Raw genomic sequence first — 26,752 nt, 5'->3', positions numbered from 1 at the left:
CTCCAGAGAACAGAGTGGTCTCAGGGTGTTACTGATGTTCGGCATTGTCGCATGGTGAAGGGGTGAGGGGCTTCGTGAGAGGTCTCTTGTGGGTCGTGCCGGGGTGAACGCCCGAAGTGTCCGACCGGGCCCGGGAATCCAGGGTTTTCGGAACGGGCCTTCCGCTTCCGCGAACGGATTCGCCTCCTGGACTCCGGGTTCTGCCGATCACCCCCTCGGAAGGGGTTCCCGGATCTACGATGAGCCCCATCATGGCCACTAGGTACTCACCCACGATCCGGCGCCGCCGTCTCTCCGCCGAACTCCGGAGGATCAGGCTCAAGGTCCGTAAGACCAGTGAAGAGGTCGCGGTCGCCGCCGGGATGTCCAGGTCCACCTATTCCAACATCGAGTCGGGGGTGAAGAAACGCCCGCGGGTCACCGAGGTCAAGGCGATCCTGGAGGCCTGCGAGGTGCCGCCCGGACGAGAGTACGACGAGATCCTCGACCTGTGTCGACAGTCCCTGGAGCGGGGGTGGTGGACCCGCTACCGCGACGTCCTGGCCCCGCGCTTCGTCGGCTTCGAGACCGAGGCGCGGGCGATCACCACCTGGCAGCCGATCATGATCCCCGGGCTGCTCCAGGTGCCCGAGTACATGAGGGCCAACGCCCTGGCCTGTCTGGCGGGCCCCCAGGAGGTGCGGCGGGCGATCGACGCCCGCATGACCCGCCAGCGCATCCTGGAGGACCAGGACCCGCCCGAACTGTGGGCGATCTTCGACGAGGGCTCCCTCCTGCGGCTGAAGGACCACCCCGAGACCAAACGCGCGCAGGTCGAACACCTGCTGAAGATGGTGAAGCGACCCAACATCACCGTGCAGATGACCCGGGCCGACAAACTCAACCCGGGCTCCGGCGGCTCCTGCGTGCTCCTGGAGTTCCCCGACACCATCGACCCCACCGTCGTCTACCTGGAGACCGCCACCGACGGTATCTACCTGGAGGAGCCCGACGAGGTGGCGCGCTACCAGAATCTGCTCAACCACCTGCGGCTGGTGGCGCTGCGGCCGGGGGAGACCGAGGAGTACCTGCGCGAGGTCCACCTGGACCCGTGAAGAGGGTCCGGATCGGGCGCCGTGAACGCCGAAGGGGCGTCCGGCCACCGCCGGGCGCCCCTTCGTACGAGGACCTCGTGCTCAGGCGCCGAAGTTGGTGAGCTTCCAGATGAAGGCGCCGATCACGCCGCCGATGATCGGGCCCACGACCGGGACCCAGGCGTAGCCCCAGTCCGAGGAGCCCTTGCCCGGGATCGGCAGCAGCGCGTGCGCGATACGCGGACCCAGGTCACGTGCCGGGTTGATGGCGTACCCGGTGGGACCACCGAGGGACAGACCGATCGCGAGGACCAGCAGACCGACGATCAGCGGGGCGAAGCCCATGGCGAACAGCGCCGACAGGTCGGCGTCGCCGGCCGACACCGCACCGGCGTTCTCGCCGATGCCGAGGATGCCCAGGAGCAGCATCGCGGTACCGATGATCTCCGTGGTCAGGTTGGCGATCGGGTTGCGCACGCCCGGCGCGGTGCTGAAGACGCCCAGCTTGGCCTCGGGGTCCTCGGTGGGCTTCCAGTGCGCGTAGTAGGCCAGGAAGACGAGGCAGGCGCCGACGAAGGCACCGGCCATCTGGGCGGCGATGTAGCCGGGCACCTGCGCCCACGGGAACTCGCCGATGCTGGCCAGACCGATCGTGACGGCCGGGTTGATGTGGCCGCCGCTGATGGCGCCGACGACGTAGACGGCCATCGCGACCGCCATACCCCAGCCGAACGTCACCACGATCCAGCCCCCGTTGAGGGCCTTGGAGCGTGCCAGGGAGACACCGGCGACGACACCGCCGCCGAGAAGGATCAGGATCGCCGTTCCGAGGAACTCTGCCAGATAGACCATGGGGACCTCCGCCCCCTACGGGGCAGCCGGGTCACGGGTGGGCCCGTACCGCGAGCGGGGTCCGGTCGGGCCTCGCCGTCACGTGGACGTTGTCGGGCGCACCCGTCACGGGTGGACGGGGTCGGGCACCCGTCGGGGGTGCCCCGAACCGTGTTCCGAGACCCCCGGTGGTCGTCCGGGAGCCCCGGGACACGGTCGTGTGCGGGGTGGTGGGGCGGTGGTTACGCCTGGTCCTCGTGCTCCACCCAGTCGAGGGTGCGGCGCACGGCCTTGTTCCAGTTGTGGTACTCGCGGTCGCGGACCTCGGCTGGCATCTTCGGGTTCCACTCGGCGGCCTTGTGCCAGTTGGCCCGCAGGGTCTCGATGTCGGGCCAGTAGCCCACGGCCAGACCGGCGGCGTAGGCGGCGCCCAGACAGGTGGTCTCGGCGACCATCGGCCGGACGACCTCGGCGTCGAGCACGTCGGACAGGATCTGCATGAGCAGGTTGTCCGCGGTCATGCCGCCGTCGACCTTGAGCGTGGTCAGGTCGATCCGCGCGTCGGCGTTCATCGCGTCGACGACCTCGCGGGTCTGCCAGGCCGAGGCCTCCAGGACCGCGCGGGCGATGTGGCCCTTGTTCACGTAGCCGGTCAGACCGGCGATGACGCCTCGGGCGTCGCTGCGCCAGTGCGGGGCGAACAGGCCGGAGAAGGCCGGGACGATGTAGCAGCCGCCGTTGTCGTCGACCGTGCGCGCCAGCGTCTCGATCTCCGGGGCGCTGCTGATCAGGCCGAGGTTGTCTCGCAGCCACTGCACCAGCGAACCGGTGACCGCGATGGAGCCCTCCAGGGCGTACACGGCGGGGGCGTCGCCGATCTTGTAGCCCAGGGTGGTGAGGAGGCCGTTGTTGGAGGTGACGGGCTCGGTGCCGGTGTTCATCACCAGGAAGGTGCCGGTGCCGTAGGTGCCCTTGACGTCGCCCGGGTCGAAGCAGGTCTGGCCGAACAGCGCCGCGTGCTGGTCGCCGAGCGAGGAGGCGACCGGGACCCCGGCCAGGTAGCCGTCCGACTCGCCATAGACCTCGGAGGAGGAACGGATCTCGGGGAGCAGGCTCCTCGGGATGTCCATGGCGGCCAGGATCTCCTCGTCCCAGGCCAGCGTCTCCAGGTTCATCAGCATGGTGCGGCTGGCGTTGGTCACGTCGGTGACGTGCCGGCCGGTCATCTTCCAGATGAGCCAGGTGTCCATGGTGCCGAACATCAGCTCGCCGCGGTCGGCGCGCTCGCGGACGCCCTCGACGTTGTCGAGCAGCCAGCGGATCTTGGGGCCGGAGAAGTAGGTGGCCAGCGGCAGGCCGCACTTGGCGCGGAAGCGGTCCTGGCCCTCCTGAGCGCCCAGTTCGCGGACCAGGTCGTCGGTGCGGGTGTCCTGCCAGACGATCGCGTTGTAGACGGGCTCGCCGGTCTCGCGGTCCCACAGCAGGGTGGTCTCACGCTGGTTGGTGATACCGATGGCGGCGATCTGGTCGGGGGTGATGTCGCTCTTGCGGAGCGAGTCCTGCACCACCGCCTCGACGTTGGTCCAGATCTCCAGGGCATCGTGTTCGACCCACCCCGGCTTGGGGAAGATCTGTCGGTGCTCGCGTTGATCCACCGAGACGATGCGACCGTCCCGGTCGAAGAGGATGCAGCGACTCGACGTGGTTCCCTGGTCGATCGCGGCGACGTACTGCTGGCTCATCGGTCTCGCCTTCAGGTGACGTGTCTGGGGACGGGGGGTTGTACACAGCGTGGTGGGCGGTATTCACCGCACGATGTACGACATTGACGTATGAATAGGCGTTAGTTTCGACTGTTCTTCCTGTTCATGTCAAGAGCGTGTGACGCAATCGTGTCGCCTGGATCACACTCCCTTGGCCCACTGTCTCAAGGGAGTGCGGGCACGCGAAGAGCACCACTCCGGGCATGACCCCGAGGTGGTGCGGGTTTTGCGTCACCGAACCCTGCGGCGGAGGGTCAGTAGGGAGTGGCGCCGAGGTCGCGGGAGACGGCGCGGGCGGCGTCGCGCACGTACGAGACCTGCTCCATGTCGGGGTTCCCGGAGGCGTCGCGCAGCCGCTCGACCGCGCCGCGCACCCCGATCGCGCCCACGGTGACCCCGCGTCGGTCGCGGATCGGCGCGGCGATCGACACCTCGCCGTCGACCAGTTCCTCGGCCTCCCAGCCCCAGCCGTTCTCCCGGATCCCGTCCAGCTGCCGTTCCACGGCCGCCATCGACGTCACCGTGTGCCGGGTGAAGGAGGTGAGCTCCACGGGGGCGTCGGTCTCCACCGAGGAGACCTCCTCCGGGACCGCCAAGGGGTCGAAGGCCATCAGGACCTTGCCCAACGCCGTCGCGTGCAGGGGCAGCAGGGTGCCCACGTCCAGGGTCTGGCGGGTGGAGTCGGGGCGGAAGACGTGGTGCACCACCAGGACCTGATGCTTGTGCAGTGTGCCGATCCGCACACTCTCACCGCTCCGGGAAGCGAGGGTGTCCGCCCAGTTCAGGGCGCGGGTGCGCAGTTCGTTGCCGTCCAGGTAACGGGTGCCCAGGCTCAGCATGCCCCCGCCCAACCGGTAGCGGCCCGACTCGGGGTCCTGCTCCACGAACCCCACGTGCTGGAGGGTGCGCAGGATGCCCAGGACCGTGCCCTTGGGCAGTTCCAGGGAGCGTGAGATCTCGGCCAGGCTCAGTCCCCGGGCGCCACTGGCCAGGAGCCGCAGGATCGCGGCGGCGCGTTCGATGGACTGGATTCTTCCCGGCATTGCGGTGCTACCACTCTCTAGTACGACAATGTCATACGCCAAATGCTACTACGCGATGTGACGCTCGACACCGATCGGATCCCGGGACCCACGCGCGTACGGCGAAGTCTACCGACGGGCCACCGCCCTGACCTGGGATCTCGCCCGTCGTCACAACCGGGACACGGCACGGGTGATCGCCTCGGCGGCCTTCTCGACGTCGCTGTCGGTGACCTCCAGGCTCAGCACCATCCGGATCCGATCGCCGCCGCCCAGCGCACGCACGCCCTCCTCGGCGAAGGCCTCCGCGTAACGCGCGGCCTCGCCCTCGGCGGTGGTCAGCAGCACCATATTGGTCCGCGCCACCGCCTCCAGCCCCGGCAGACCGCTCAGCCGCTCGGCCAACACGGCGGCCCGCGCGTGGTCCTCCGCCAGCCGCTCCCGGTGATGGCGCAGCGCGTGCAGGGCGCCCGCCGCGATGATCCCCGCCTGGCGCATCCCCGCGCCCAACAGCTTGCGGCCCCGCCGGGCCCGCCGGATCGTGTCCACGTCGCCCACCAGGGCCGACCCCACCGGGGCGCCCAGGCCTTTGGAGAAGCACACCGACACCGTGTCGAAGCCCTCCGCCACACGGGCCGGGTCCACCCCCAGCTCGATGGCGGCGTTCCACAGCCGGGCCCCGTCCAGATGGGCGAGCAGACCGTGTTCATGGGCGAAGTCCGTCACCCGACGCTGCTCCTCCAACGGCACGACCCGGCCGGTGAAGGTGTTCTCCAGCCACAGCAGCGCCGGATCGGCCCGGTGCACGTCTCCCAGGCCGGTGATCCACTTCTCCAGCAGCTCCTGCGGCGGGAACGGATCGCCCGAGTACAGGCGGGGGAGCACACGGGACAGGACCACGGCCGCGCCCTGCTCGTCGCCGATCAGATGGTGGTGTTCGTGCGCCCACACCTCCTCGCCGCTGCGGGTCGACACGTACAGCCCCAACTGGTTGGCCATGTGGCCGGAGGGGACGTACAGGGCGGCCTCCCGGCCCAACAGGGCGGCCGTCTCCTCCTCCAGCGCACGGACCGTGGGGTCCTCGCCCCACACGTCGTCGCCGACCTCCGCGCTCGCCATCGCCCGGCGCATCTCCTCGGTCGGGCGGGTCAGGGTGTCCGAACGCAGGTCGATCATGGGTGCTCCCGAGTGGTGAAGGGGACGTCGGCACGACGATACTGCGCGCGGGTCCCCGGACGGGAGGCCGGGAGGTCAGCCCTCGTCGGTGAGGAACGCCCAGGCGTCCTCCTGGTAGCCGCCCTGCTCCAGGTACCAGGAGTCCAGCTCACGGGTCGAATGGTCGCCCAGCGCCAGGAGGATCTCCCGGGCGAAGGCCAGCGGCGCGCTGGGTCCGGCCGTCAGCAGATCGCCGTCGGAGACCACCGGATCGGCGCGGTAGCGGTGCCCGCCCGCGTAACCGGTGGCCAACAGCTCGGCGGGGTCGAGCCCCGTGTGGTCCCGGTAGTCCAACAGGCCCTCCCGGGCCAGGCCCACCGTGGCGGAGCCGATCGCCGCCACCGGGACCCCGGCGTCCAGGAAGATGCCCGCGGCCGAGGCCAGCGGGGCCAGCGAGTCGGGGGAGTCCTCCCACTGAGGGGAACCCACCAACAGGAGCATCGCGCTCTGGGAGGGCTTGAGCCGTGGCAGGGAGATATCGGGCAGGACGGTCAGACCGCCCGCCGTCGTCACCGCGGAGCCGGTGAGACCCACGGTGACGACATCACGGTGTCCGAACTCGTGCGGGCCCGGTCCCGTGCGCACGTGTGCGGTCGCGTGGCCGAACTGCCAGTCGGCCATCTGGTCATGGACGGCGAGGTGCAGGGGGGCGCGCAGGTCAGCGTTCATGGCATGAGGTTGGAGGGTGGGAGGCGGGGGTGTCAATTTACGGAAGCACGACTTCCGGAGTTCGCACCGTGGGCTTCCGGTTTTATTCGTCGTCGCCGCGAAAAAACCGTTCTGCCCGCCCGGAGACCGTGATGAACGAATGCCGGCGGGGGAGAGGGCGGTGGGACCCCTACCCGCGCGCGGCGCGCAGGAACACGGACCACTCGGCGGCGGGGAAGGGGAGATGGCCGGCGTCGGGGTGCTTGGAGTCGCGGATCGCGGCGGCGGAAGGGAGACCGGCGACCTCGACACAGTTCTGGCCTTGGGCACTGTGGCTGCTCTTGCGGAAGTCCGTGGGCAGGTGTGCGACTTCGACGCAGTCCTGCCCACGACCGCTGTAGCTGCTCTTCCGGAAGGTCGTCGGGATCTGAGCGACCTCCACACAGTTCTGGTCTCGGCCGCTGTGGCTGCTCTTCCGGAAGACGAGTGCGCTGTTCACCATGGGCTCTCCTCGGGCTTCAGGGGATTCACGGCGTCTCGTACGGATCGGGCGGGGTGGGGAAAGCCGGTCCTGAGGGTCGCCGCGGCCATCTCCACTCTGATCGACCCTCACGGCCTGTCAAGAGTGCGAGACGGCCACATCACCGTTGAGCCGACCCGGTGATGGCGGAACGGAGGGGCGAGGGCGCAGCAAGGACCCGGGTGGCCTGAGGGCGGTCACCCGGGTGGTCGAACGGCGGGGTCAGCGGGTGAGGGAGGTGGTGAGGAAGGCGGCCCACTCGGTGGTGGAGAAGGTGAGGTGGCCGTTCTCGGGGTGCTTGGAGTCCCGGATCGCGGCGGCGGAGGGGAGGTCGGCGACCTCGACGCAGTTCTGGCCGGCTCCGCTGTAGCTGCTCTTGCGGAAGTCGAGATCTGTCACGTTTCATCCTCTAGAGACGCTGCTACTTCTTGGAGGAAGTCTATGCTCTGAGATGCTGTCAAAGACGCGTTGTGGGCTTCTCGCCAGAGGGCATCGTAGCGTCGTACCTCGTTCTCTTCTTCGAGGAAGAGTCCGGCCGTGGGGATCTCAGCGAAACACACGGTGGGGTCTGTGAGCTCGCTGAACTCCATGATCTGGAAGCCTCCGAGGTTCGCGGCGTGCATCCCTGCGGAGAACGGCAGTACATGGATGGAGATGTTGGGTCGAGTGGCCATGTGAGCAAGATGATCGATCTGTTCACGCATCACTGCGCAGGACCCTGCTGGGCGCCGTAAGGCTGCTTCGTCGATGATCGCTGCGTACTCAGGTGGATAGAAGCGTGCCAGGATGCCTTGTCGCTCCATTCGAGCTTCTACATGGCGTTGGATTTCCGCTTCGGCGTAGGTGTTGGTGCCGGTGAAGACTGCGCGAGTGTACTCCGGAGTCTGTAGCAGCCCAGGAACCACCTGAGCTTCGTAGGTCCTGATGAGCGATGCTTCTACCTCGAACGCCGGTAGCCCCGTGGCCTCAAAGACATCCTTGTACCTGGACCACCACCCCTTCTCCTTCGACTCTCGGGAGAGGCGGTGAAGGGCTTCTCTTGTATCCCGGTCTACCTCGTAGAGGTCGGCGAGTGCGTCGAGATCGCGAGTCCGTGTTCGTCGCGATTCAGCCGTTTCGATTTTGCCAACGGTAGCTCGGGGTACCCCTGAGCTCTTGGCTGCTGCGTCCAAGGTGAGTCCATGCTCCTCTCTCAGACGTCGAAGTTCGAAACCAAGGCGACGCCGACGGATAGTCGGGCTGTAGGGCCGGTGCATAAGGGACAACCTAGCAATTTCTTCTCTGATTCTCAGCTATTCGTTGACAACTGAGAGTCTCAGTTTCACTATGGAGACGTAGCCAGGGCTGCTGCCTTGCAGAAGCTCTCAAGTCCTTCCTGGTCAGGCTATGACCGGCCCGTTCCGTGTGTCACGGGAACCGTGAATCCTCCAACGGGCATCTCGGCTTCACCCCCAACCGTGCTCTGCCATGTCAAGGAGTCTGTTCGTCATGCCTTCGCTCGCTCGTATGCCGGTCCTGCCCGAGGTGACCCTCCCGCTCAACGAGCTGGTCCACCCCTACCAGCGGCACTACTTCACCTGCCGTGCCGATGACGCCTCCTACCGGATCCGCCGCTACGACTTCGGCCCCTCGGGGCGCTTCCTTCCGCTGGTCCGCGCCTACCTGAACACCCTGACCGCCCACCGCGACGACGAGTTCCGGTACCTGTTCACCCTGTTGGGCACCGAACTGGCCACCAACGCCCTCAAACACTCCGACTCCGGGCTGCCCGGCAACACCTACTCCCTGCTGGCCGAACGCCACCGGGACGGCATCACCCTCACCTGCCGGGACGACGGCGACCGCTCGCTCTGGCGCAGCCTCGACCGCCACGAACGCCGCTACCTGGCGCCCGACCCGGGCGGACTCGACCCCGAGAGCGACGCCGGACGCGGTCTGGCGATGGTCGACGCCCTGTCCACCCGCTGGGGTGACGACGGGCGCGCCGGCTACCGCAAGGTGTGGTTCTTCCTGGCCTACGACCTCCGGGACAGCGCTTGGAACCACCTTTAGCCGCAGCTCTTCGCGCCGTGGGACCGGCGTACCCATGAAAAAGGGCTCGGCGAGACGCTGCAACGTCTTCCGAGCCCGAACGAACCCGACTTCCACCCAAGAAAGCAGGATCGATGACGCATCCTATCCCCGCTCCGCGTAATCCGGCCGACCATCGACCGAACTTCTCGGCTCCTTCTCGGGCCCCGGGCCCGGCCTGCGCCTCCTGCGCGCACCGCACCTGTCGCACCCATCGGGCTCAGACCCTGCCTCGCCTGGGCGGACACCGTGCCGAGTTCGCGCACGAGCACGATCAGGCCGCCCGGATCCAGGCGCACCATCCGGGGGTGGTCGTCTGGTTCGGGGAGGCGACCCAGTCGTTCTGGGTGGCGACATCCACCGGGATGATGGAGGCCGAAACCCTCGACCATCTGCTGGCTCTGCTGTGGATCCGTCGGGGTCGCTTCGCCCGGGCCGCATGAACCGAGGGTCGCCCTCGTGAAGAGCGAGGGTGACCCTCTCACCTTCTCGGCCCGCCTGCCGGCTTTTCGTTCGGCTCAAATCGGACAAGAGGTAAATCTACGACATAAAGGTGATGTTCGTTTTCGTGTATCCCCGGGATGACCTCAGGAAATCGGCGTGAGCGATGTGAGCGTTCGGCCCCCGCGTGAGGGTCGAAAGCGCCAGTATGAGCCGTACGCATACGGCTGCCTCGTCCAGGGGGATCACATGAACAAGAGCGAGATCATCGACAACATCGCGGCCTCGGCCGACATACCCAAGGCCGTCGCCGGCAAGGCCTTGGACGCGTTCGTCGACTCGGTGACCGGGGCCCTTCGACAGGGCGACGACGTGGTCCTCGTCGGCTTCGGCACCTTCAGCGTCAAGGAGCGTGCTGAGCGGACCGGCCGCAACCCCTCCACGGGTGCCGCCATCAAGATCCCCGCGGCGAAGGTGCCCTCCTTCAAGGCGGGCAAGGGCCTCAAGGACGCCGTCAACTAGGTCGTGTTTTTTGGATCATTCCGCGCTCGCGTGGCCGGGCTTCCTCTCGCGGCGCCGACATCACTCGGACAGCCAAACCCGGGCTGACCTTCGCTCGTCGTCTGGCGAGAGATCGCCCGGCGGCCGCTCGCCGAGGATCGGCTCCGCCGATGCCCAGCGAAAGCATCCAAAAAACACTCCCTAGAGGGCGTACCCGTTCCCCGCACCCGTGGAGATGGCCCGATCGTTCAGCCGGACGGAGAGCAAGCGGGTGCCTGTTCCTCGCGCATGCGGGGATGGCCGGGGAAGGACGAGGTCGGACGGCGCCCGCTCACTCCCGCCGCGCGCCGTCCGGCCCACGGCCACCGCTTTACGGGTGGTCCGGTGCTCGCACGTCCTGCTGCCGGAGGGCGAACCGTCCGAAGAGCGTAGGTCGACCCGTCTCAGCTCCGCGCCGCCGGACGGCCCACTCCGTACAGGTACAGCAACGCCGTCATCGTCGTGCCGCTGACCAGCTTCCGTTCCGCCACGAGTTTCGGGACATCGGCGAGAGGCACCCACTCGATACGCTCGGATTCCCAGTCCTCCAGGGGATCACCGATGTGCTCGGCGGAGTCGGCGAAGAAGATGTGGTGCTCCGAGTCCGAGATCCCCGGAGTCGGCTGGACGTACACCAGCGGGTACAGAGGCCCCGGACGCCAGCCCGTTTCCTCCTCCACCTCGCGAGCCGACGCCTCCTCGGGGGCCTCACCGTCGTCGATACCGCCGATGGGGATCTCGTAGCCCCAGGTATCGGTGATGAACCGGTGCCGCCACTCCAACAACACGGCGCCGTGATCGTTCATCACGACCGCGCCGGCCCCGGGCGAGGAGCGTATGAGCCGGTGCTCCAGGTGACGGCCACCGCTGATCTCCACGTCCGCGACCCGAATGTCCAGCCACCGGTCCCGGTAGAGCTCTTCCTCGGAGTGGACGGTCCAGCGCACGGCTACTCCCCGACATCGGCGACACGTGCCCCCACCCAACCACAGCCCTCGAATGGGAGATCCTCAGCGCACCCATCCCCTAGGGCGGCCGGTCCTGGAGAGTCCCGCCGCGTAGCCCCCGGCCTTACGGGAGGCGGGGTGCCCTTCGCCTCCGCATTCCATGAGGGGCTCCGGGCCGGAAGCGACCGGTGGGCGGTTCTCTCCCGCGTGCCCGCCGGCCGTCATGGATATTCGATTGCCCCGCCCCTCGGGGCGGGCGAGGATCGTGGAAAACGTGCGTCACCGGAGACAAAAGGGCTCCTTCCGGGGACGTTCACCACCCGACCCACGGAACCACTACCGAGGAGAGACGAAGATCGACCCCCGCCTCGCGGGCCGGACCGTGCTGGTCACCGGCGGTTCTGGGAACGTCGGCGCGGCCATCGCCCGCGCGTTCGCCGCGCAGGGCGCACGCGTGGCGATCCACTACCTGGCCCAGGACCCGTCCAGCCCGGCCGGCATCGAATGGGCTCATGTCACCCCGGCCGAGGGTGAGGCGGCGCGGCTCGCGGAAGAGCTCGGCAACGGCTCCTTCGCGGTCAGCGCCGACCTCTCCGAACCGGAGGGTCCGGTCCGGTTGCTGCGAGAGGTCGTCGAGGGGGCCGGGGCGATCAACGTCCTGGTCAACAACGCGGCCCACTGCGAGTTGCCGAATGACATCGACACCCTGACCCACGCCTCGTTGGAGCGTCATTATCGAGTGAACGCCATCGCCCCCGCGGTCCTCACGGCCGAAGCGGTCCGGCTCCGTCGAGGCGACACCCCTTTGTGCGTCGTCAACATCACGACCGACGCCGCCCGTGCCTTCCCGGGGCAGACCGGCTACGGAACCTCCAAGGGCGCGCTGGAGGCACTCACCCGTTCCACGGCGCTGGACCTGGCGGCGCGTGGTGTGCGCGTGAACGCCATCGCGCCCGGCCCTGTCCAGACCGGCTGGATGGATGACGATATCCTCGCCCGTGTGGAGGAGATCGTGCCGATGGGCCGTGCCGGAGATCCGGAGGACATCGCCGACGCCGTGGTCTATCTGGCCTCTCATCAGGCACGATGGGTGACCGGTCAGGTTCTTCAGGTCGCCGGCGGGCACGCGTTGTGACCGCCCTCGGGTACTGAATCCCAGTGAGAGGTCCGAACGTTCATTCGTCGGACCCCTCCTTCGGTACCGGTGCCCTTGCCTACTTCGCGCTCATCCTGCCCTGGAACCTGTCCAGGACGGCCGGGGTCTTGTACAGGCCGTACGGGTCGTCCCGCTCGTCGGGGCCGCTGAAGTTCACGGAGTCGGCGGCCCTGTAGTGGTCGTCCTCCGGCGGGAACCGGGTGATCAGGCCGTCGAGGAGCAGCGGCGTGTCCGCCTCGAACTCGACGGTGCCGTCCTTCGTGTGGACCCTGGCCTTGAGGAGCAGGAGGCTCCGGTGCATGAACCGGGGCGGCGATATCTGCTCCACCAGTAGACGGCTCTCGAACTCGGAGGCTCCGCCGGCGAGGTCGAGGGAGACATGGTGGGCCCCGTCGCGTTCGCCCTTCAGGGACAGAGAGTCCGTCCTGAGGCGGATGTAGCTCTCGGGGTCATCGGGATCGTTGTTCTCTCCCAGGTCCTCGGGGACGGCTTCGACCGTCTGGCGTACCTCGCCTTCGAAGTCGAGGTACATCCATGTGTCGAGGTAGGAGAAGGCGACGTCTTCGGCGCGCAGGGTGTAGACGATCTCGTCGCCGACGGAGGGCAGCATGAGGGATCCTTCCGATCTTGAGAGGAGCGTCGGCCGTCGGGGTCACGGCCGCGCGAGTGCTCAGAGTATCGATATGGCTCCTCTTTGTGATCATCCTGTGCTCTGCCCCTGCTAGGAGATCGGTACGAGAGGGGGCGACACCGTCGAAAAGGAACCCGATCACGGTGCCGGACCGGCCGCCCCGAAACCCTCGCGACGACCGGTCCGGATCACGTTCCCTCGCTACGCCTCCGCGGAGGGATCCTTCAACACCCCGGAGGCCTTCAACAGCCTGCCCTCGCGGGTGGTGAGGTAGACCAGGTCCTCGTCACGGTCCAGGGCGACGCCGCAGATCGAGCCGATGCCGTCGACCACCACGCGCTGGTGCCCTTTGGCCGCACCTTCGGCCAGCACGATCTCGTGCAACCGGCTGCCACCCGGGTCGGAGACATAGGCGGTGCTCTCTCCGTCCAACGCCACACGAACGCTCTGCCCCAGAGCCGAGGCCACCTCCCGCGGAGGTTCCTCGCCCTCCGCCGCCAGGTCGATCTCGTAGAACTCGCCTCTGCCGTGCTGGCCGACGTAGGCCTTGTCCCCGACCAGCGCCACCCCGGCGGCGTTCCGCACCGGCCAGCTGCGGCGCTGTTCGGCGGACCCGCCGCTCAGATCCAGTTCGACCAGCTTTCCGGCCGAGTAGTCGCTCACGTAGATCCTGTGGTTCGGCAGGTCCAGCGCCACACCGTAGGCCCGGATCTTCTCGGCGACCACGACCGGAGCGGCCGAGGGGTCTGACAGATCCACCGTGAGCAGGCGTCCGCCGTAGTCGGTGACGTAGGCCTTGCCCCCGGCCTTGTCCAGGGCCACGTCGTTGGTGTCGCCCAGGTTCTCCGCGATCCGTTCCACGGCCCCGCTGTCGAGGTCCACCTTGTACAGCCGCCCCCGGTTGCCTCCGGGGCGTTCGACGACGTAGGCCTTCCGGTTCTCCAGGTCCAGGGCCAGCCCCTCGGCCGTGCCCAGGCCGGTGGCGATCTCGACGGGTGCGGCCCTCGGCGCCACCGGCTCCGTGGCGTCCTCCTTGTGGAGGGGGTGGTGCTTCTCCTCGAACACGAGGTTCTCCAGCTCGAAGACCTCGTGCTCACCGGCCAGGGTGGAGACGACCTCGGCCTCGCCCTTCTGCATGAAGGGCTTGCCGTCGTCGGTCAGGTCGAAGGATTCCGTGTCCGGGCCGGTCTCGCCGAGCTTCCAGGCGAGCACCCTGGAGTATTTCGGCTCCTTGGCCTGTGGACCGTTCGGTTCGACCTCCTTGACCTCGACCGGTTCGGGGTAGTGCAGCGCGACCCAGCCGCCGAAGGAGATGGGGAACTCGTAGTCGAACCTCCGCACCTGGCGCCGCTGCGTGGCCAGGACGTCGACCCGACTGCCGACCTCGCCGTTCAGCGTCGACGACGTCTTGAACCCGGTGGTCAGCGAACCACTGACCGAGCCGGTGATCCCGAGCATGAGCTGGGCCGACAGCTCTCCGGTGCCCGTCGCGGTGCTCGTGGCCGTGGTCGTGCTCGTCGACTGGGACTGGGACTCCATGTCGACACCCTGGTTGTCCTTGCTGTTCTTCAGGGTGGTCTTCTGGGAGTTGGTCATCGCCATGCTCTTCTGCAACTGCTGCTGTAGAGAGGCGGTGGTCTTCGCGCCGAAGGTGAGCTGCACCTGTCCTTGGAGCGACCAGCTGATGGTGTTCGAGATCGAGAACTCGACCGTGTGCGACCACGTCGTGGGGGTGGGGTCGGTCCGGTTGATGTAGGTCTGCTTGGAGACGACGTCGGGCGGCGGCTGCGTGATGTCGCCGCGCTCCTCGACCAGGGGCACGCCCACCGTCATATAGGCGCGCCACCCGCGTTGATGGGCGGTCTCCTCGCGGGTGGGGAAATCGCCGAACCTTCCCTTGTTGAGGGAGAAGCCGGTGGGATAGACGTAGCGGTCCTTACCGTCGGACGTCCTCTTCTCGGCCTTGCGCTTCAGCTTCTCCTTGTCCCTCTCCAGAATGACGGGGGCCTTGGCGGCGATATCGAGTTCCTTCAGATTCCTTCCCGTCAACGGGTGGCGGATGAACCGTTCGCCCAGGTGAGTCGTGCTCACATGGTTCTTCGTGGGGCCGCCCATGTTCTTCGTCCTCCTCGTATGTGGAACTCGGGGTCTTCGCTATCGGAATCGGAGGGTGCGGTGGGAGAACCGCCCATGGGGTCATTCCTTCGGAGGTTTACGGTCGAACCCCTGCACGTTCTTCGTCGATTCGTAGTTGTCGTTCTTCAGTCGCTCCCGCTCCTCCGCGTCGATATCGGGCCGGTCCTTCTCGTCGATCTCCACCTCGACGTCCTCGAACGCCTTGTCCTTGGCGCCGGAGGCCATATCGCTCGTCGAGGCGGGGTCCTCACTGGCGTCCTGCTGTGTGGAGGCGGCCGTCTGCGTGTTCTGGAACAGGGGGGTGACGAAGCCGTTCAGGATCGCCAGTGCCTCGGGCGAGGTCTCGCGCACGAGCTTGGGGTCGCGCTCGACCTCGGGGATCCCTTCGAGGAGTTCGGGGTCGACCCCCTCCCACTCGGGGCGGGCGCCGGGGATCTTCTCGTGCACGTTCCGAGAGGACTCCTCGGCGGCTCGGGCCTCGTTCTCTCCATTGCCGAAGATGTTCTTGAAGGTCATGTCCCTGCCTTCGCTCCGTTTCGGATCTCGGGGGTCGGATTCTTTTGCGAGGTTCTTCGATTAATGGCTCTCCTTCGCTCTTCGGGCATGGGTGCGGACCGGCCGTTATCGCTCGGGTGGGCGCGGTTTTCCTGAAAAAGGCAAGGGGGTGCCAGAGGAAGGGCGCCTTCGCCCGGAAGAGGTCAGTGGTCGGGGGTGAGGGGTTTCAGGGGCGCGTCATGTTCGCCGAGGGAGGCCATGCGCCATGTTCCGTGCGGGGGTGTTCGCGGCTCCTTCCGCCATGGGACGAGAGGTGACGGATCCGCGTCCGTCCATACCCCCATGGTGAAGGATTCACTCGGGTTCGGCATGCGGTTTCCCGGTTAAAGTCGGGGAATCTCGCAAGTGGTCTGGAAAGTCTGAAATAAGACACTCGCCCAGAAAGTTCTTCTCTGGGGCCGCGTGGGAATTTCAGCGGTTCGATTCGAAATCGGGAAGCGCCGATCCTGGAATTCAGATCGGAGCGGTATGGCGATGAGGGGATGCGCGCGGGGGACGGGTGCCGAGGCAGGACGGGCCGACCTGGCGCGGGCGATGCTGGACGTGCTGGAGGACCCCACCGCCGTGCGGAGCACGGTCGCGGTGGCCGGGTAGGAGGGGAGGGCCCTTACCCCAAGGCCTCGTTCAGACTGTTCTCCAGCCTCCCGAACATCAGATCCGGACTGTCACCCCACTGGCCGAGGTGCTCCATGAGCTCACCATCGATGAGCAGGCTCTCGTCGAGATCCTCGAGGGCGACCGGTGACTCCTCATCGTCGATCAGCGCTCGCGCGGCGGCCAGGTACAGGCGGCCACGCCCCTCCCGCGGCAGAGGATCGAAGAGAACGATCTCCTTCGGAGCGGCCTCCGAGTCCTGGAGCGGTGCCTCCAGATGGGAGGACAGCTCCGGGACCTGGGACCAAGGCGCGACCTCGGCCGGTATGGAGCCCGTTCGCGCGTCGATGAACAGGGAGTCCCCGATGGTGCCCTCGCCGAACAGGAGGGTCAGAGAGTCCCCGTCGACACCGGTCACCTGCTCAGAGGAGAGTGAATGGAGCCGGGGCGGCTCGGCCCCTTCCCAACGCTGTTCCCAGAACACCGTTCCGCTCTCGGTGCGCAACGCGCGTACATGGGCGGCGTCCTCGCCCTCGCAGCCGTGGGCCGAGAGCACGGTCGAAGTGTGGGAGGCCAACGCGATCTCTCGGGCTCTACCCTCCTCGCAGGCCTCATCGAGGTCCACGGTCCAGTCCGGTTCCTTGAACGGGGGAGTGCTCACCTCCACCAGTCCGTCCGCGAGGGTCACCTGTTGCTCTTCAGCGGCGAGTCGTATCTCGGCCGTTTCCTCCAGAGCGTCGACGGTCTCCGAGACCGAGACACGGCCCCGTGCGGTGTCCACCAGGAGAAGCCGTTCCCTGCCGAAGGGCCCGATGTCGTCCCGGTGCCGGACCAGGAGAACGTCGCCGCCGGGTGAGAGCGCCGTGGCCACGACCTCCCCGGGAAGGTCGTGCCGCCAGACCCGCCGTACCGGATCCACCCCGTAGGAGATCACCGTCTCAGTGAAGACCACGACGACCCCGTGGCGGGAGATCGACGTGTCCTGGACCGGGCCGTGGCCGTCCTCCTCGGCGTAGGTGACGACCGCGTCCAGGTCCTCCCGGGTCCAGGCGGGGTGTGTACCGCTCGACGCCGACTCGCTGAACCTCGGCTCGACGGGGGGAGCGCATCCGACGACGAGAACGATCGAGAGCCCCAGGGCCAGGGCCGGCAGACGAGACATACGGGGGAGACCTTCGGCGTCGGGGGATCGTACGGCGAGCAGCCTGACGATCACGGATATGGGGCGGGGGAGCGCTCTCCCCGGGGCCCGTCAGCGATCGAGGTCCTCCCACGGTGAGCCCTGCTCGGCCACCACCTCGGTGAGCAGGTCGTGCAGCCGCGCGCTCTGGAGATCCACACCGGTGTCCCACCCCTGGAGGGTGTCGGGAAGCGCCCCGTCGACCAGGAGACCCGCCTCTTCGAGGGCCTCCGGATCGATCGTCCCCCGCTCCAGGAGGAGCCCGGCGATCTCCAGGGCGAACCGGTTCCGGGCGTCCTGGGGGTCCTCGATCAGGAGAAGACGGGCCGGCGCTCGGCCCTCCTCCACCCGAGGAGGCAGGTAGTCGGCCTCGCCCAGGACGTCACCGAGGTCCAGATAGCCCTGGGTCCACTCGCCGTCCAACAGTCGCTCCACCGGATCGTCGGCGCCGCCCGGGATCGTCGTGGGCGTGAGAGCGAGCAGTTCGGGCGTCTCGGTGCCGGGCCAGGAACGGCTCTCCAACACCGTGCCGGTGCCGGCGGACAACTCCACCGACCGCACCTCGTCCCCGCAGACACCCACCACGGTCACCCGTGCCCCCACGGCCGCGACCTCGATGCTCTCGCAGCCCAGGACGTGGCTCCACAGTTCCCGGTCCTTGCCCAGCGACCTGGCCTCGATCCGTCCGTCGTCGGAGAGCACGATCCTGGCCTCGGCCGTCAGTACGGACACCACGTCCCGAGGGGCCTCCGCGGTCCAGTGCGCGTCGACGACCTTCCCGGTGTCGGCTTCGAGCACGAGCCATCGCGTGCGACCGGACAGCAGGGCCGAGCCCTCGTAGGCCACCACCACCCGTTCCCTGTCCGCGGTCACCCCGGCGGCCGTCGCCCCGCCCAGGTCGTGTCGGCTCCACACCTCGACGACGGGGGCGGTGCCGAACAAGGCGACCCCCTCGTCGAAGACCACCAGCACACCGTCGTTCGTGGTCGAGAGCTCCCGCACCGGACCTCGAGGATCGTCCTCCAGGAGTTCGACCACCGCGTCCGCGTCGCCCGGGATCAGCCACTCCGGAACCTCATGGCCCGACGACTCGAACTTCCCGGCCAGATAGGCCGGCAACACCCCCAGGGCGACTCCGAGAAGGGCGACGAGAAGAACGGTGACGGCGATGAACGAGGGGATCGTGAACTTCGAGGTCATATCCAGGGGTTCCAGGGTGCTCTGTTCCAGGGGCTTCGGGTCTTGGCCCCGGCCTTCGTCCCTCCGGCCGGGATGCGCTGTCGTGGTTCGGATCCGCGATGATCGGTCAGCCGATTCCGATCAGGTGCTGCGTGACGGAGGCGCGTTCACCGACCACCACGGCCCCGGGGACCACGGTCAGACCGGGAGGGGCGCCCAGCCTGTACGGGGAACCCTCACCGTCGCTCGAGCCTCCACGCAGGTCGAAGCCAAGCGGGATGCTCTCGATCGTGCCGTCGTCCCAGGAGATCGCCTCCAAGGTGACCGGACCCCGCTCCAGGGAGTCCTCCACCAGGTAGTCCAACCGGATGATCTGATCACCCAGATCGACGGGCGCGACGACATCCCTCTCCGCGGGCCGACCGGTGACGTCGACCCTCCGCTCCACCTCGCCGGAGAGATCGGTCCAGTGGTAGGACACCGATTCCTCGTCCGTGGAGATGTCGGATCGCAGAACGCCCCGGCTTCCCCTCTCCAGGATCGGATCCCATTCTCCCTCGTCCTCATCGGTGGAGATGGGCTCGCCGGACCCCAGGTCCAGGATCGTCCACCCGAAGCCGGGTGAGAGGAAGGACAGTGAACCGTCCTCCTCGTCGACCTCCATACGGAACCCGAAGTCGGAGACCTCCACCTCATGCCCTTCCCGCCAGAGGGGTTCGCCGTCGGAAGCGTTCACGGCGGTGACGTAGACCCCCACCTCGTTCTCCCCGTCGTCAGGCTCCGAGCCGTCGTAACCGACGCCCAGTAGGAAGACGGTCTCCGATGAAGCCGCCACGTCGACCACCGACATATACGCGTGGTCGTCATCCAGCGTCCAGGCTTGGTCACCGCTCACCAGGTCGTGGGCGACCAGCGCCCCCTCGGCCTCGTCCCAGCGGATCCGATGCTCCCGAGAGAGCACACCGGCGTGTTCGTACCCTTGCACGGGATCCTGGCCGGGATCCTCGATCCCCGTCCGCTCGTACTCGCCCCTCACCCGACCGGTACGGGCGTCCAGGACCACCGTTCGAAGATCGAGCGTCGCCGAACCCGCCTGCGACGAGGGATGATCCAGGACCAACGTTCCACCATCGGGGGTGACGTCGACCTCGGGCGTCGAGGTGTCCGACTCCCGATGACTCCACAACTCCCGACCCTCGCGCCCGTCCAGAACGATGACACCGTCGGTCACCGCCAGAGCGGCCCCCGAGGGCACGGGCAGAACCTCCGCGACCGACAGCCCTTCCGGAGCCGACCACTCCCAGGTCACCTCCGAAACGGAATCGGGCCTCGGATATTCGGGGAAGCCGTCGTCTCCCGAATCATCGCCCGTCTCGACCAGGCCGCATGAGGTTCCCAGGACGATGGCGGAGAGCGCCGCCGGCGCCGCGAATCTCTTCATATCGACCGGACCAATCGAGGAATGTGGACGTCGGTTCGGGCTGGAGGCCCCGCAGGACGGGGCGTCCCGATCGTAGGGGTCTTCTCGCGCGCGACCGAATCCGGCCGTCCGTGAACGGGTATCCACACCTACCCGGCGTCGGGGTGGGCTCGGGCGCGGCGGCGGGCCCGGTAGGCGGCCGCCTTCATGCGGTTGCCGCACTCGTCCATCCCGCACCACGTCCGTCGTGCACCGCGCGAACGGTCGAGGTAGAGGCGGGTGCAGTCGGGTCGCCCGCACTCCTTGAGGGCGATCTCCGGGTCGGCGAGCAGGGCGATGGCGCCGCGCGCCACCTGGGCGAGCGCCTGGGCGAGGGTGCCCGAGACGTGTACCCCCTCGTCGTCGAGTTCGACGGTGGGCGGGGGACCGGCCGCCGTCGTGTTGAGGACCGCGAGGTCGTCGGGGGTGAACGGCCTCTCCGCGATCCGGTCGAGGGCGAGCCGGTAGATCGCCTCGCGCAGTGATAGCGCCGAGGCGAGGCCCTCCGGGTCGGCGGCGACCGCGTCGGGAAGACCCTCACAAGAGGCGACCCATCGTTCCAGGTCGGACGGGGTATTCAGAAGGTCGACGGGGGTGCTGCGACGAGAACCCACGGTGCCCGCCAGGTCGAGGGCCGGGTCGCCGCTCACGAAGGAGAAATTCACGTCACCATCTTGACCGGTTACGGCGCCGATGACAAGATCGTCACCGGTTCGACCGGTGACGCTTCCGCGTAAGGGGACACAGTGACAGAGATCCGCGACATCGACGCCGTCGTCTTCGACGTCCTCGGAACGCTGGTGGACGAACCCGGCGGGCTCCGCGCCCACATCCGCGCGCTGCTGCCGACGGCCGATGACGGAACCGTCGACGAGCTGCTCGCCCTGTGGGGGAGCCACGTCGAGACCGAACAGGCACGCGTCGTCCGGGGGATCCGCCCGTACGCGAACTCCGAGTTCATCGAGGCCGAGGCCGCCCGACGGGTCGCGGACCACGCGGGGATCGACGATCCGGAGGCCGTCGCCCACCTGGTCACGGCCGGCCGGCGTCTGTTCCCCTGGGGCGACTCCGTGGCCGGCCTGGACCGGATCGCCCGGCACTACCCCGTGCTGGGGTTGTCCAACGCGAGCCGGTCCGCCCTCCTACGGCTCGACGCCCACGCGGGGCTGCGCTGGCATCAGGTCCTGTCCGCCGAGGAGGTCCAGGCGTACAAGCCTGCGCCGGAGGTGTACCGGCTCGCCGTCGACGTCGCCGGAAGCCCGGCCGAACGCGTGCTCATGGTGGCCGCCCACGCCTGGGACCTGCGCGGAGCACAGGCGGTGGGGATGCGGACCACCTACGTCCGGCGCCCGGTCGGGGATCCGCCGCAGGACTCCGACACCTTCGACGGACACTTCGAGAACCTCGACGAACTGGCGGCCGCGCTGACCGAGGGGTGACCGGGGCGCCTCGCGCGAAGGGCCGGAAGCGCGGTGCGACACAATGCCGGAATGGCCCACATCGCACTGTTCCACTCGATCCTCGGTCTGCGACCGGTCGAACTCTCCGCCGCCGACCGGCTCCGGAACGCCGGACACGAGGTCGTCGTGCCCGACCTCTTCGGAGGCGAGGTCGCGACCACCCTCGACGAGGGCTTCCGGCTGCTCGACCGGGTCGGCTGGGGGCGGGTGATCGAACGCGCCCGGCGGGCCGTCGAGGGCCTGCCGGCGGAGACCGTGCTCATCGGCGTCTCGATGGGGACGGGCGTGGTCACCGATCTGTGGTCCGAGCGTCCCGACGCCGAGGCCGTCGTCCTGCTGCACGCCGCCGCCGTCCCGCCCGCGTCGGTGCGCCCGGACGCCAGGGTTCAGTTGCACGCCGCCGACCCCGACGACTTCGCGCCTCCGGAGGACGTCGAGGCTCTGCGCGAGGCGGCCCGGGAGAGCGGCGTCGACCTGGAGGTCTTCCGCTATCCGGGAGCCGGGCACTTCTACACCGACCCCACCCTCCCCGACCACGACCCGGAGGCGGCCGAGCCGACCTGGCGCCGGGTGCTGGACCTCCTCGCCTGAGCAGGGCCTCGACGCCGCTCGATCCGTACGGGGGGCGTCCGGAGTAGGACCCTCGTCGGCGTTGTCCTCGAATCGCTTGGGATGTCGCCGTCCGGGAACGATCCCGCCCTTGGTGGTCGTATCGGCTACCGAAGGCACGATCGACCGGAACGAGGAGCGCGGCATGAACTTCACCCAGTGGAACACCCACACGATCGGGTTCGGCCCGGGAGAGGTGACCAAGCGGTTCAGGCGCGGTCATCACGAGGAGTGCGCCCGGGAGTGGCGGGCGCTCACCCTGCTCGCCGAGTACGCGCCGGGTACGGCTCCGACCCCGCTGCGGGCGGATCTGGACGCCGAGGAGCCGGTGGTGGTGATGTCGCGGCTGAACGGTGAGACGCTGCGCGGCCGACCTCTGCGGGAGGAACTGGTCCGGGCGTTCTCCGAGGCGGTGGAGCGGATCCACACCGCGCTTCCCGCCGACGTCCTCGCCGAGGTCGCCCCGCGTCCGTGGCAGGTGGCGACGGCCCTGGAGTCGGTACGAGTCGGGGTCGCCGAGCTGCGTCCTCGTATGGCGCCCCATGTGGCCCGGGTGACGGACGAGGCGTTGAACCGGCTCTCCTACTTTCCGGTCAGGGCCCCGGTCTCCCAGGTGCTGGGGGCCGGGGACGGCAATCTCGCCAACTATCTGTGGGACGGCTCCGGGGTCCTGCGGGTCGACTTCGAGGACTTCGGGCGCAGTGATCGGGCCTTCGAGCTGGCGGAGATCGTCGAGCACGTGGGGAGCTGGGTGGAGCACCCCTTGGACGTGGATCTCTTTCTGAAGGGGTTCTCGCTCACATCGGCGGAGTCCGAACGGCTCGTCGGGTGCCGTCGTCTGCTGGCCCTGGGGTGGCTGTTGCTGTTGTGCCGGGACGCGGAGGGCGTGCGGCGTAACCCGCCGGGGACGGTGGATCGGCAGGCCGAGCGTCTCGCGGCGCTGCTCGACTGATCCTCCGCTCGGGGTCCCGTCGGGTCGCGTTTCGGGATCACAGGTTCTCACGGGGGTGTTCACAGAGGCTCACAAATGGTATTACCATTCTCGGAGCCTGTTTCAAGCGCAGGTCAAGGCGGTGTCACGGCGTGTCCGAGGGCACCGCCGCCCCCGTCCTCACCCCGTCCACCGGAAGGCCCCGGCGTGGAGAACTTCGAACCCGTCTACGGCACGGGTCCCCTCCTAGGGATCGCCGCGGGAGCCATCGCGCTCCTGCTGCTCCTGATCATCCGTTTCCGACTTCACGCGTTCGTCGCCCTCGTCCTGGTCAGCGTGCTCACCGCGCTGGCCGCGGGCATCCCCGTCGACGGGGTGGTGCCCACCCTCCTCGACGGCTTCGGCGGCACCCTGGCCAACGTCGCCCTCCTGGTGGGCCTGGGCGTCATGATCGGCCGCATGGTGGAGATCACCGGCGGCGCCGCCGTCCTGGCCTCCGCCCTGATCAAGGTGTTCGGCGAAAGACGCGCCCCGCTCGCGCTCGGTGTCGCCTCGCTCCTGTTCGGCTTCCCGATCTTCTTCGACGTCGGCCTCGTCGTCATGCTGCCGATCGTCTTCAGCGTCGCCCGACGCGTCGGCGGTTCGGTCCTGCTCTACGCGCTTCCCACGGCCGGCGCCTTCGCCGTGATGCACGCCTTCGTGCCGCCCCACCCGGGTCCGGTCACGGCCGCCGTCGAGATCGGCGCGGACATGGGTCTGACGCTGCTCGTCGGCACCCTGCTGGCCATCCCCACCTGGTACCTGGCCAGCTACCTGTTCGGCCTGTGGGCCGGCAAGCGCTTCGAGTTGCCCGCCCCCGACGACCTCCTGCCCGGCGGCGAGGTGAAGCACGAGGACCCGCCGCGTCTGCTCACCGTCGTGAGCATCCTGCTGCTGCCGATGCTGCTCATCTTCGCCAACACCGGCATGGGCACGGCCGTGGCCACCGGGGCGGTCTCCGAGAGCGCCGTGTGGGTCCAGTCCCTGCGCCTGGTGGGCGAGACGCCCATCGCGCTGCTCATCACCGCCCTCTACACGATGGTCGTGCTCAGCCGGGGCCGCTTCACCCGTCAGCGGGTGGAGGAGATCGTCGGCGGCGCGCTCGGCCCGGTCTGCGGCATCATCCTCATCACCGGCGCCGGCGGCATGTTCGGCGGGGTCCTGCGCACCAGCGGGATCGGCGACGCGCTCGCGGGCAGCCTGGAGTCGACGGGCATGCCGGTGATCGTCGCGGCCTTCATCATCGCGCTGGCCCTGCGGGTGGCGCAGGGGTCGGCCACGGTCGCCATCACCACCTCGGCCGGTCTGATCGCCCCGGCGGTGCAGGCCACCTCGGGGTTGAGCTCCATCGACCTGGCCCTGATCGTGATCGCCATCGCCTCGGGCGCCACCGCCCTGTCGCACGTCAACGACTCCGGGTTCTGGCTGGTCGGCCGCTTCCTGGGAATGGACGTCAAGACCACGCTCAAGACCTGGACGGTCATGGAGACGCTGATCGGCTTCATCGGCTTCGGGCTCGCCTTCGGTCTGTCCCTGGTGCTGTGAACCGGTGGCGGCGATGCGGGGCGACGGTTCAGCGAGGGTCCGGTCCGGGCTCCTTGAGGGCGTCGCTCACCTCGGTCACGATCGAGCGCATCGCCGCCTCGGCCACGTCGGGCAGCCCGTCCCGGACGGCCCGCGCCACCGCCGTGTGCAGGCGCAGCGCCTCCGGGCGGGGGCGGTGCGGCATCAGGTCGTAGGAGGTCCGGCCGATGAGGACCTCGGACACGACCTCGGCCAGGCCGGAGAACATCTCGTTGCCGGACAGGTCCAGGATGTGCCGGTGGAAGGCCACGTCCAGCTCCAGGAAGGTGTCCAGCAGGCCGGCGTCGCCGGTCCGGGTCATCTCCTCGGCCACGTCCACGAGCCGGGCCCGCTCCTCGGGGGAGCCGCGTTCGGCGGCCAGGGCCGCGGCGGCGGGTTCGACGGCGGCGCGCAGTTCGTTGAGGGAGCGGAGTTGGGCCATGCGTCCGGCTCCGGCCAGGCGCCAGCGGATGAGCTGGGGGTCGAAGACGCTCCACTGGGTCTGGGGGCGGACCTTGACTCCGGTGCGGGGGCGGCTGACCACCAGCCCCATCGACTCCAGGACGCGGACGGCCTCGCGGGCCACGGTTCGGGAGACCCCGAAGTCCTGTTCCAGGCCGCTCAGGGTGAAGGTGTGGCCGACGGAGTACTCGCCCGCGGCGATCGCCGGTCCGAGCACCGCCAGCACCCGGTTGTGCAGTGTGCGATGCGTCGTGCCCATCGTCGTTTCCTCGAACTTCCCGGTCTGCCCGTCGCGACGGTGTGGGGCGGGGTCAGGTCGAAGCCTAGCCGGATTGATTGGTAACACTATTTATGGCGGCGTCGCGGGGGCGGCGTGCCGACGGACGGAGAGACCATGCACTTTGTCTTCATGGGGGTGTCGGGCAGCGGTAAGACGAGCGTGGCCGAACGGGTCGCGAACCGTCTCGACCTGCCCTTCGCGGAGGCCGACGCCTTCCATCCCCCGGCCAACATCCGCAAGATGGCGGCCGGAGACCCCCTGACCGACGAGGACCGTCGACCGTGGCTGCGTGAACTGGCCGACTGGATCGGCGCTCACGAGGTGCTCGGCGAGTCCACCGTCATGGCCTGTTCGGCGCTCAAGCGCGACTATCGCGACGTGCTGCGCACCGGTGCCCCCGGCGTGGAGTTCCTGCACATGCACGGACCGGACGAGGTGATCCGGGCGCGGATCGCCGCGCGCAAGGGCCACTTCATGCCGCCCGCGCTGTTGCGCTCCCAGTTGGAGGCGTTGCAGCGGCTCGACCCCGACGAGGCGGGGAGGGAGTTCGACGTACGTTCCGACCTGGATCCCCTCGCCGAGGAGGCCCTGGAGTACGTGCGGGGGCGGCTCGGGTCGGCGGCGGTCTGATCCCCTCGGGCACCGTCGATCGTGGTGGTCACGGCGCGGTGACGGTGGGGCGAGTGTGGCATTGATCCACTTGTGTCCCGAGCCGAGGCACGCGACCCTGTTCGTCATGCAAGACTCCCGAACGTCCCCTCCCTCCGCCTCCCGACCCTTCAGCGTGGTGCCCGCGCCCCGGCAGAGCCTGCTGGCCGCGCGTCACCCTGGAGTGAGGCCCCCGCTGGACGTGCGGCAGACCTGTGTCCTGATGTGCGTGGCCGCCGTGGGGCACCTCCTGACGTCCTACCGCGCCTGGGCGCTCCTGGACGCGGGTGTCCCCGCCGCCGGAACGGCGGACCTGTGGCTGCTGATCTCGTTGTCGGTGCTGGTCGCCCTCGGTCTGGTGGTGTCGGTCTTCGCGTTGCGTCGCGCCGGTCACGCGTTGTGGCGTCTCTCCCGGCTCGGCGCGGTGATCGCCTTCGGGACGGCGCTGTACGCCCTGTACCAGGCGGCGGTGCTCGCCGATACGTGGCTGATGTTGGCGGGCTCGGGTGCGGCCCTGTTGTCCATCACCGTCAACATCGCCCTGCTGAGCACCGGTATCCGCTCCTGGTGCGCCCGCTAGCGTCCGAGGTCTCCGTGTCCGTTCGAAGGGTCCGCCGGCTCGTCCCGGTGGGCCCTTCCGTATGTCCGTGAAGTGTGTTCCCGGTGAGGGTGAAGGCATCTCCTGAGGCCTGGAAAACAGACATCAGGGTATAAAGGTCAATTCATGGGATCATCGGGTCATGCTCTTTTCGGAGGTATTCGAAAACGCATGATTGATCGATCAGGTTTTCCCTCTTCGT

29 protein-coding genes are annotated in these 26,752 nt (G+C 68.4%); 12 read left to right on the top strand and 17 right to left on the bottom strand.

Annotated elements, in window-relative coordinates:
- Window positions 1–239 precede the first annotated feature (239 nt).
- Window positions 240–1,094 (top strand): helix-turn-helix domain-containing protein, encoded by an 855-nt coding sequence (locus TR33_RS10870; RefSeq protein ID WP_042282989.1) that lies wholly within the window; start codon window positions 240–242, stop codon window positions 1,092–1,094.
- A gap of 81 nt (window positions 1,095–1,175) precedes the next feature.
- Here TR33_RS10870 and TR33_RS10865 read toward each other — a convergent pair whose 3' ends face one another.
- From TR33_RS10865 to TR33_RS10835, 8 genes are all read right to left on the bottom strand, one after another.
- Window positions 1,176–1,925: an MIP/aquaporin family protein gene (locus tag TR33_RS10865; protein ID WP_042282986.1), complete on the bottom strand. Its 750-nt coding sequence runs from the start codon at window positions 1,923–1,925 to the stop codon at window positions 1,176–1,178.
- 221 nt (window positions 1,926–2,146) lie between these two features.
- Complete coding sequence (gene glpK / locus TR33_RS10860; RefSeq protein ID WP_042282984.1) at window positions 2,147–3,646, bottom strand: glycerol kinase GlpK; 1,500 nt, start codon at window positions 3,644–3,646, stop codon at window positions 2,147–2,149.
- Window positions 3,647–3,921: 275 nt separating this feature from the next.
- A complete protein-coding gene (locus TR33_RS10855) occupies window positions 3,922–4,710 on the bottom strand; it encodes an IclR family transcriptional regulator (RefSeq protein ID WP_014908277.1) in 789 nt (262 codons plus the stop codon).
- Window positions 4,711–4,860: 150 nt separating this feature from the next.
- Window positions 4,861–5,865, bottom strand: a complete 1,005-nt coding sequence (locus tag TR33_RS10850) for a threonine aldolase family protein (protein ID WP_042282982.1) — start codon at window positions 5,863–5,865, stop codon at window positions 4,861–4,863.
- A gap of 75 nt (window positions 5,866–5,940) precedes the next feature.
- Window positions 5,941–6,573, bottom strand: a complete 633-nt coding sequence (locus TR33_RS10845; protein ID WP_026124830.1) for a DJ-1/PfpI family protein — start codon at window positions 6,571–6,573, stop codon at window positions 5,941–5,943.
- Between the two features lie 169 nt (window positions 6,574–6,742).
- Window positions 6,743–7,054, bottom strand: coding sequence for a DUF397 domain-containing protein (locus TR33_RS10840; RefSeq protein ID WP_084570245.1), 312 nt, complete (start codon window positions 7,052–7,054; stop codon window positions 6,743–6,745).
- 240 nt (window positions 7,055–7,294) lie between these two features.
- A complete protein-coding gene (locus TR33_RS25990; RefSeq protein WP_084570244.1) occupies window positions 7,295–7,471 on the bottom strand; it encodes a DUF397 domain-containing protein in 177 nt (58 codons plus the stop codon).
- Entirely contained in the window at window positions 7,468–8,328 is an 861-nt protein-coding gene (locus tag TR33_RS10835; RefSeq protein WP_084570243.1) for a helix-turn-helix domain-containing protein, read from the bottom strand. The genes TR33_RS25990 and TR33_RS10835 overlap by 4 nt, the downstream gene beginning before the upstream one ends.
- A gap of 232 nt (window positions 8,329–8,560) precedes the next feature.
- Between TR33_RS10835 and TR33_RS10830 the strand changes: the two genes are divergently transcribed.
- The 3 genes from TR33_RS10830 (at window position 8,561) to TR33_RS10820 (ending at window position 10,105) form a co-directional block, all read left to right on the top strand.
- Entirely contained in the window at window positions 8,561–9,124 is a 564-nt protein-coding gene (locus TR33_RS10830) for an ATP-binding protein (RefSeq protein ID WP_042282980.1), read from the top strand.
- 113 nt (window positions 9,125–9,237) lie between these two features.
- Window positions 9,238–9,585, top strand: coding sequence for a hypothetical protein (locus tag TR33_RS10825; RefSeq protein WP_042282978.1), 348 nt, complete (start codon window positions 9,238–9,240; stop codon window positions 9,583–9,585).
- 157 nt (window positions 9,586–9,742) lie between these two features.
- A complete protein-coding gene (locus TR33_RS10820; RefSeq protein WP_369386042.1) occupies window positions 9,743–10,105 on the top strand; it encodes an HU family DNA-binding protein in 363 nt (120 codons plus the stop codon).
- A gap of 422 nt (window positions 10,106–10,527) precedes the next feature.
- Here TR33_RS10820 and TR33_RS10810 read toward each other — a convergent pair whose 3' ends face one another.
- Complete coding sequence (locus tag TR33_RS10810) at window positions 10,528–11,070, bottom strand: NUDIX hydrolase (RefSeq protein WP_042282975.1); 543 nt, start codon at window positions 11,068–11,070, stop codon at window positions 10,528–10,530.
- Between the two features lie 382 nt (window positions 11,071–11,452).
- Between TR33_RS10810 and TR33_RS10805 the strand changes: the two genes are divergently transcribed.
- Window positions 11,453–12,205, top strand: a complete 753-nt coding sequence (locus TR33_RS10805) for an SDR family NAD(P)-dependent oxidoreductase (protein WP_199806131.1) — start codon at window positions 11,453–11,455, stop codon at window positions 12,203–12,205.
- Window positions 12,206–12,284: 79 nt separating this feature from the next.
- Here the strand turns inward: TR33_RS10805 and TR33_RS10800 are convergent, their stop codons facing one another.
- The 3 genes from TR33_RS10800 to TR33_RS10790 form a co-directional block, all read right to left on the bottom strand.
- On the bottom strand, window positions 12,285–12,836 hold the full coding sequence (locus TR33_RS10800; RefSeq protein WP_042282974.1) for a hypothetical protein: 552 nt from the start codon (window positions 12,834–12,836) through the stop codon (window positions 12,285–12,287).
- A gap of 222 nt (window positions 12,837–13,058) precedes the next feature.
- On the bottom strand, window positions 13,059–14,972 hold the full coding sequence (locus tag TR33_RS10795; RefSeq protein ID WP_042282972.1) for a YncE family protein: 1,914 nt from the start codon (window positions 14,970–14,972) through the stop codon (window positions 13,059–13,061).
- Window positions 14,973–15,053: 81 nt separating this feature from the next.
- Window positions 15,054–15,509, bottom strand: a complete 456-nt coding sequence (locus tag TR33_RS10790) for a hypothetical protein (RefSeq protein WP_042282970.1) — start codon at window positions 15,507–15,509, stop codon at window positions 15,054–15,056.
- Between the two features lie 507 nt (window positions 15,510–16,016).
- Here TR33_RS10790 and TR33_RS27420 point away from each other — a divergent pair.
- The gene (locus TR33_RS27420) at window positions 16,017–16,142 is read left to right on the top strand and encodes a hypothetical protein (RefSeq protein WP_017533591.1); all 126 of its coding nucleotides are present in this window, start codon (window positions 16,017–16,019) and stop codon (window positions 16,140–16,142) included.
- Between the two features lie 13 nt (window positions 16,143–16,155).
- Here TR33_RS27420 and TR33_RS10785 read toward each other — a convergent pair whose 3' ends face one another.
- From TR33_RS10785 to TR33_RS10770, 4 genes are all read right to left on the bottom strand, one after another.
- Window positions 16,156–17,304, bottom strand: coding sequence for a hypothetical protein (locus TR33_RS10785; protein WP_152472782.1), 1,149 nt, complete (start codon window positions 17,302–17,304; stop codon window positions 16,156–16,158).
- A gap of 90 nt (window positions 17,305–17,394) precedes the next feature.
- The gene (locus TR33_RS10780) at window positions 17,395–18,522 is read right to left on the bottom strand and encodes a PQQ-binding-like beta-propeller repeat protein (RefSeq protein ID WP_042282967.1); all 1,128 of its coding nucleotides are present in this window, start codon (window positions 18,520–18,522) and stop codon (window positions 17,395–17,397) included.
- Between the two features lie 106 nt (window positions 18,523–18,628).
- The gene (locus tag TR33_RS10775; RefSeq protein WP_042282965.1) at window positions 18,629–19,942 is read right to left on the bottom strand and encodes a PQQ-binding-like beta-propeller repeat protein; all 1,314 of its coding nucleotides are present in this window, start codon (window positions 19,940–19,942) and stop codon (window positions 18,629–18,631) included.
- A gap of 128 nt (window positions 19,943–20,070) precedes the next feature.
- A complete protein-coding gene (locus TR33_RS10770) occupies window positions 20,071–20,625 on the bottom strand; it encodes a CGNR zinc finger domain-containing protein (protein WP_042282963.1) in 555 nt (184 codons plus the stop codon).
- Window positions 20,626–20,706: 81 nt separating this feature from the next.
- Between TR33_RS10770 and TR33_RS10765 the strand changes: the two genes are divergently transcribed.
- The 4 genes from TR33_RS10765 to TR33_RS10750 all read left to right on the top strand — a co-directional run bounded on the left by TR33_RS10765 (window position 20,707) and on the right by TR33_RS10750 (window position 24,544).
- A complete protein-coding gene (locus TR33_RS10765; RefSeq protein ID WP_042282962.1) occupies window positions 20,707–21,399 on the top strand; it encodes a haloacid dehalogenase type II in 693 nt (230 codons plus the stop codon).
- A gap of 51 nt (window positions 21,400–21,450) precedes the next feature.
- The gene (locus TR33_RS10760) at window positions 21,451–22,011 is read left to right on the top strand and encodes a dienelactone hydrolase family protein (protein ID WP_042282960.1); all 561 of its coding nucleotides are present in this window, start codon (window positions 21,451–21,453) and stop codon (window positions 22,009–22,011) included.
- 163 nt (window positions 22,012–22,174) lie between these two features.
- Window positions 22,175–22,981, top strand: coding sequence for an aminoglycoside phosphotransferase family protein (locus tag TR33_RS10755; RefSeq protein WP_042283224.1), 807 nt, complete (start codon window positions 22,175–22,177; stop codon window positions 22,979–22,981).
- A gap of 186 nt (window positions 22,982–23,167) precedes the next feature.
- Window positions 23,168–24,544 carry a GntP family permease gene (locus TR33_RS10750; RefSeq protein ID WP_042282958.1) on the top strand — a complete coding sequence of 459 codons (1,377 nt, stop codon included), beginning with the start codon at window positions 23,168–23,170 and terminating at the stop codon, window positions 24,542–24,544.
- Between the two features lie 28 nt (window positions 24,545–24,572).
- On the opposite strand, the gene TR33_RS10745 is transcribed toward TR33_RS10750, so the two are convergent.
- Complete coding sequence (locus TR33_RS10745) at window positions 24,573–25,283, bottom strand: FadR/GntR family transcriptional regulator (RefSeq protein WP_014908581.1); 711 nt, start codon at window positions 25,281–25,283, stop codon at window positions 24,573–24,575.
- 135 nt (window positions 25,284–25,418) lie between these two features.
- On the opposite strand from TR33_RS10745, the gene TR33_RS10740 reads away from it, so the two are divergent.
- Complete coding sequence (locus TR33_RS10740) at window positions 25,419–25,934, top strand: gluconokinase (protein WP_014910156.1); 516 nt, start codon at window positions 25,419–25,421, stop codon at window positions 25,932–25,934.
- A 106-nt stretch (window positions 25,935–26,040) separates the two neighbouring features.
- Window positions 26,041–26,532 (top strand): hypothetical protein, encoded by a 492-nt coding sequence (locus TR33_RS10735; RefSeq protein ID WP_234305821.1) that lies wholly within the window; start codon window positions 26,041–26,043, stop codon window positions 26,530–26,532.
- Window positions 26,533–26,752: the final 220 nt, after the last annotated feature.

This window comes from Nocardiopsis alba (genome assembly GCF_000710955.1).
Taxonomy (GTDB): Bacteria; Actinomycetota; Actinomycetes; order Streptosporangiales; family Streptosporangiaceae; genus Nocardiopsis; species Nocardiopsis alba.
This window is presented reverse-complemented; position numbering and strand designations above follow the sequence as displayed.

Excerpts from the sequence above, each read along its gene's own strand:
- TR33_RS10870 (WP_042282989.1), top strand. The coding sequence starts at position 240 with ATGAGCCCCATCATGGCCACTAGGTACTCACCCACGATCCGGCGCCGC.
- TR33_RS10865 (WP_042282986.1), bottom strand. The coding sequence starts at position 1,925 with ATGGTCTATCTGGCAGAGTTCCTCGGAACGGCGATCCTGATCCTTCTC.
- glpK (WP_042282984.1), bottom strand. The coding sequence starts at position 3,646 with ATGAGCCAGCAGTACGTCGCCGCGATCGACCAGGGAACCACGTCGAGT.
- TR33_RS10855 (WP_014908277.1), bottom strand. The coding sequence starts at position 4,710 with ATGCCGGGAAGAATCCAGTCCATCGAACGCGCCGCCGCGATCCTGCGG.
- TR33_RS10850 (WP_042282982.1), bottom strand. The coding sequence starts at position 5,865 with ATGATCGACCTGCGTTCGGACACCCTGACCCGCCCGACCGAGGAGATG.
- TR33_RS10845 (WP_026124830.1), bottom strand. The coding sequence starts at position 6,573 with ATGAACGCTGACCTGCGCGCCCCCCTGCACCTCGCCGTCCATGACCAG.
- TR33_RS10840 (WP_084570245.1), bottom strand. The coding sequence starts at position 7,054 with ATGGTGAACAGCGCACTCGTCTTCCGGAAGAGCAGCCACAGCGGCCGA.
- TR33_RS10835 (WP_084570243.1), bottom strand. The coding sequence starts at position 8,328 with ATGCACCGGCCCTACAGCCCGACTATCCGTCGGCGTCGCCTTGGTTTC.
- TR33_RS10830 (WP_042282980.1), top strand. The coding sequence starts at position 8,561 with ATGCCTTCGCTCGCTCGTATGCCGGTCCTGCCCGAGGTGACCCTCCCG.
- TR33_RS10825 (WP_042282978.1), top strand. The coding sequence starts at position 9,238 with ATGACGCATCCTATCCCCGCTCCGCGTAATCCGGCCGACCATCGACCG.
- TR33_RS10800 (WP_042282974.1), bottom strand. The coding sequence starts at position 12,836 with ATGCTGCCCTCCGTCGGCGACGAGATCGTCTACACCCTGCGCGCCGAA.
- TR33_RS10795 (WP_042282972.1), bottom strand. The coding sequence starts at position 14,972 with ATGGGCGGCCCCACGAAGAACCATGTGAGCACGACTCACCTGGGCGAA.
- TR33_RS10790 (WP_042282970.1), bottom strand. The coding sequence starts at position 15,509 with ATGACCTTCAAGAACATCTTCGGCAATGGAGAGAACGAGGCCCGAGCC.
- TR33_RS27420 (WP_017533591.1), top strand. The coding sequence starts at position 16,017 with ATGGCGATGAGGGGATGCGCGCGGGGGACGGGTGCCGAGGCAGGACGG.
- TR33_RS10785 (WP_152472782.1), bottom strand. The coding sequence starts at position 17,304 with ATGTCTCGTCTGCCGGCCCTGGCCCTGGGGCTCTCGATCGTTCTCGTC.
- TR33_RS10780 (WP_042282967.1), bottom strand. The coding sequence starts at position 18,522 with ATGACCTCGAAGTTCACGATCCCCTCGTTCATCGCCGTCACCGTTCTT.
- TR33_RS10775 (WP_042282965.1), bottom strand. The coding sequence starts at position 19,942 with ATGAAGAGATTCGCGGCGCCGGCGGCGCTCTCCGCCATCGTCCTGGGA.
- TR33_RS10760 (WP_042282960.1), top strand. The coding sequence starts at position 21,451 with ATGGCCCACATCGCACTGTTCCACTCGATCCTCGGTCTGCGACCGGTC.
- TR33_RS10755 (WP_042283224.1), top strand. The coding sequence starts at position 22,175 with ATGAACTTCACCCAGTGGAACACCCACACGATCGGGTTCGGCCCGGGA.
- TR33_RS10745 (WP_014908581.1), bottom strand. The coding sequence starts at position 25,283 with ATGGGCACGACGCATCGCACACTGCACAACCGGGTGCTGGCGGTGCTC.
- TR33_RS10740 (WP_014910156.1), top strand. The coding sequence starts at position 25,419 with ATGCACTTTGTCTTCATGGGGGTGTCGGGCAGCGGTAAGACGAGCGTG.
- TR33_RS10735 (WP_234305821.1), top strand. The coding sequence starts at position 26,041 with ATGCAAGACTCCCGAACGTCCCCTCCCTCCGCCTCCCGACCCTTCAGC.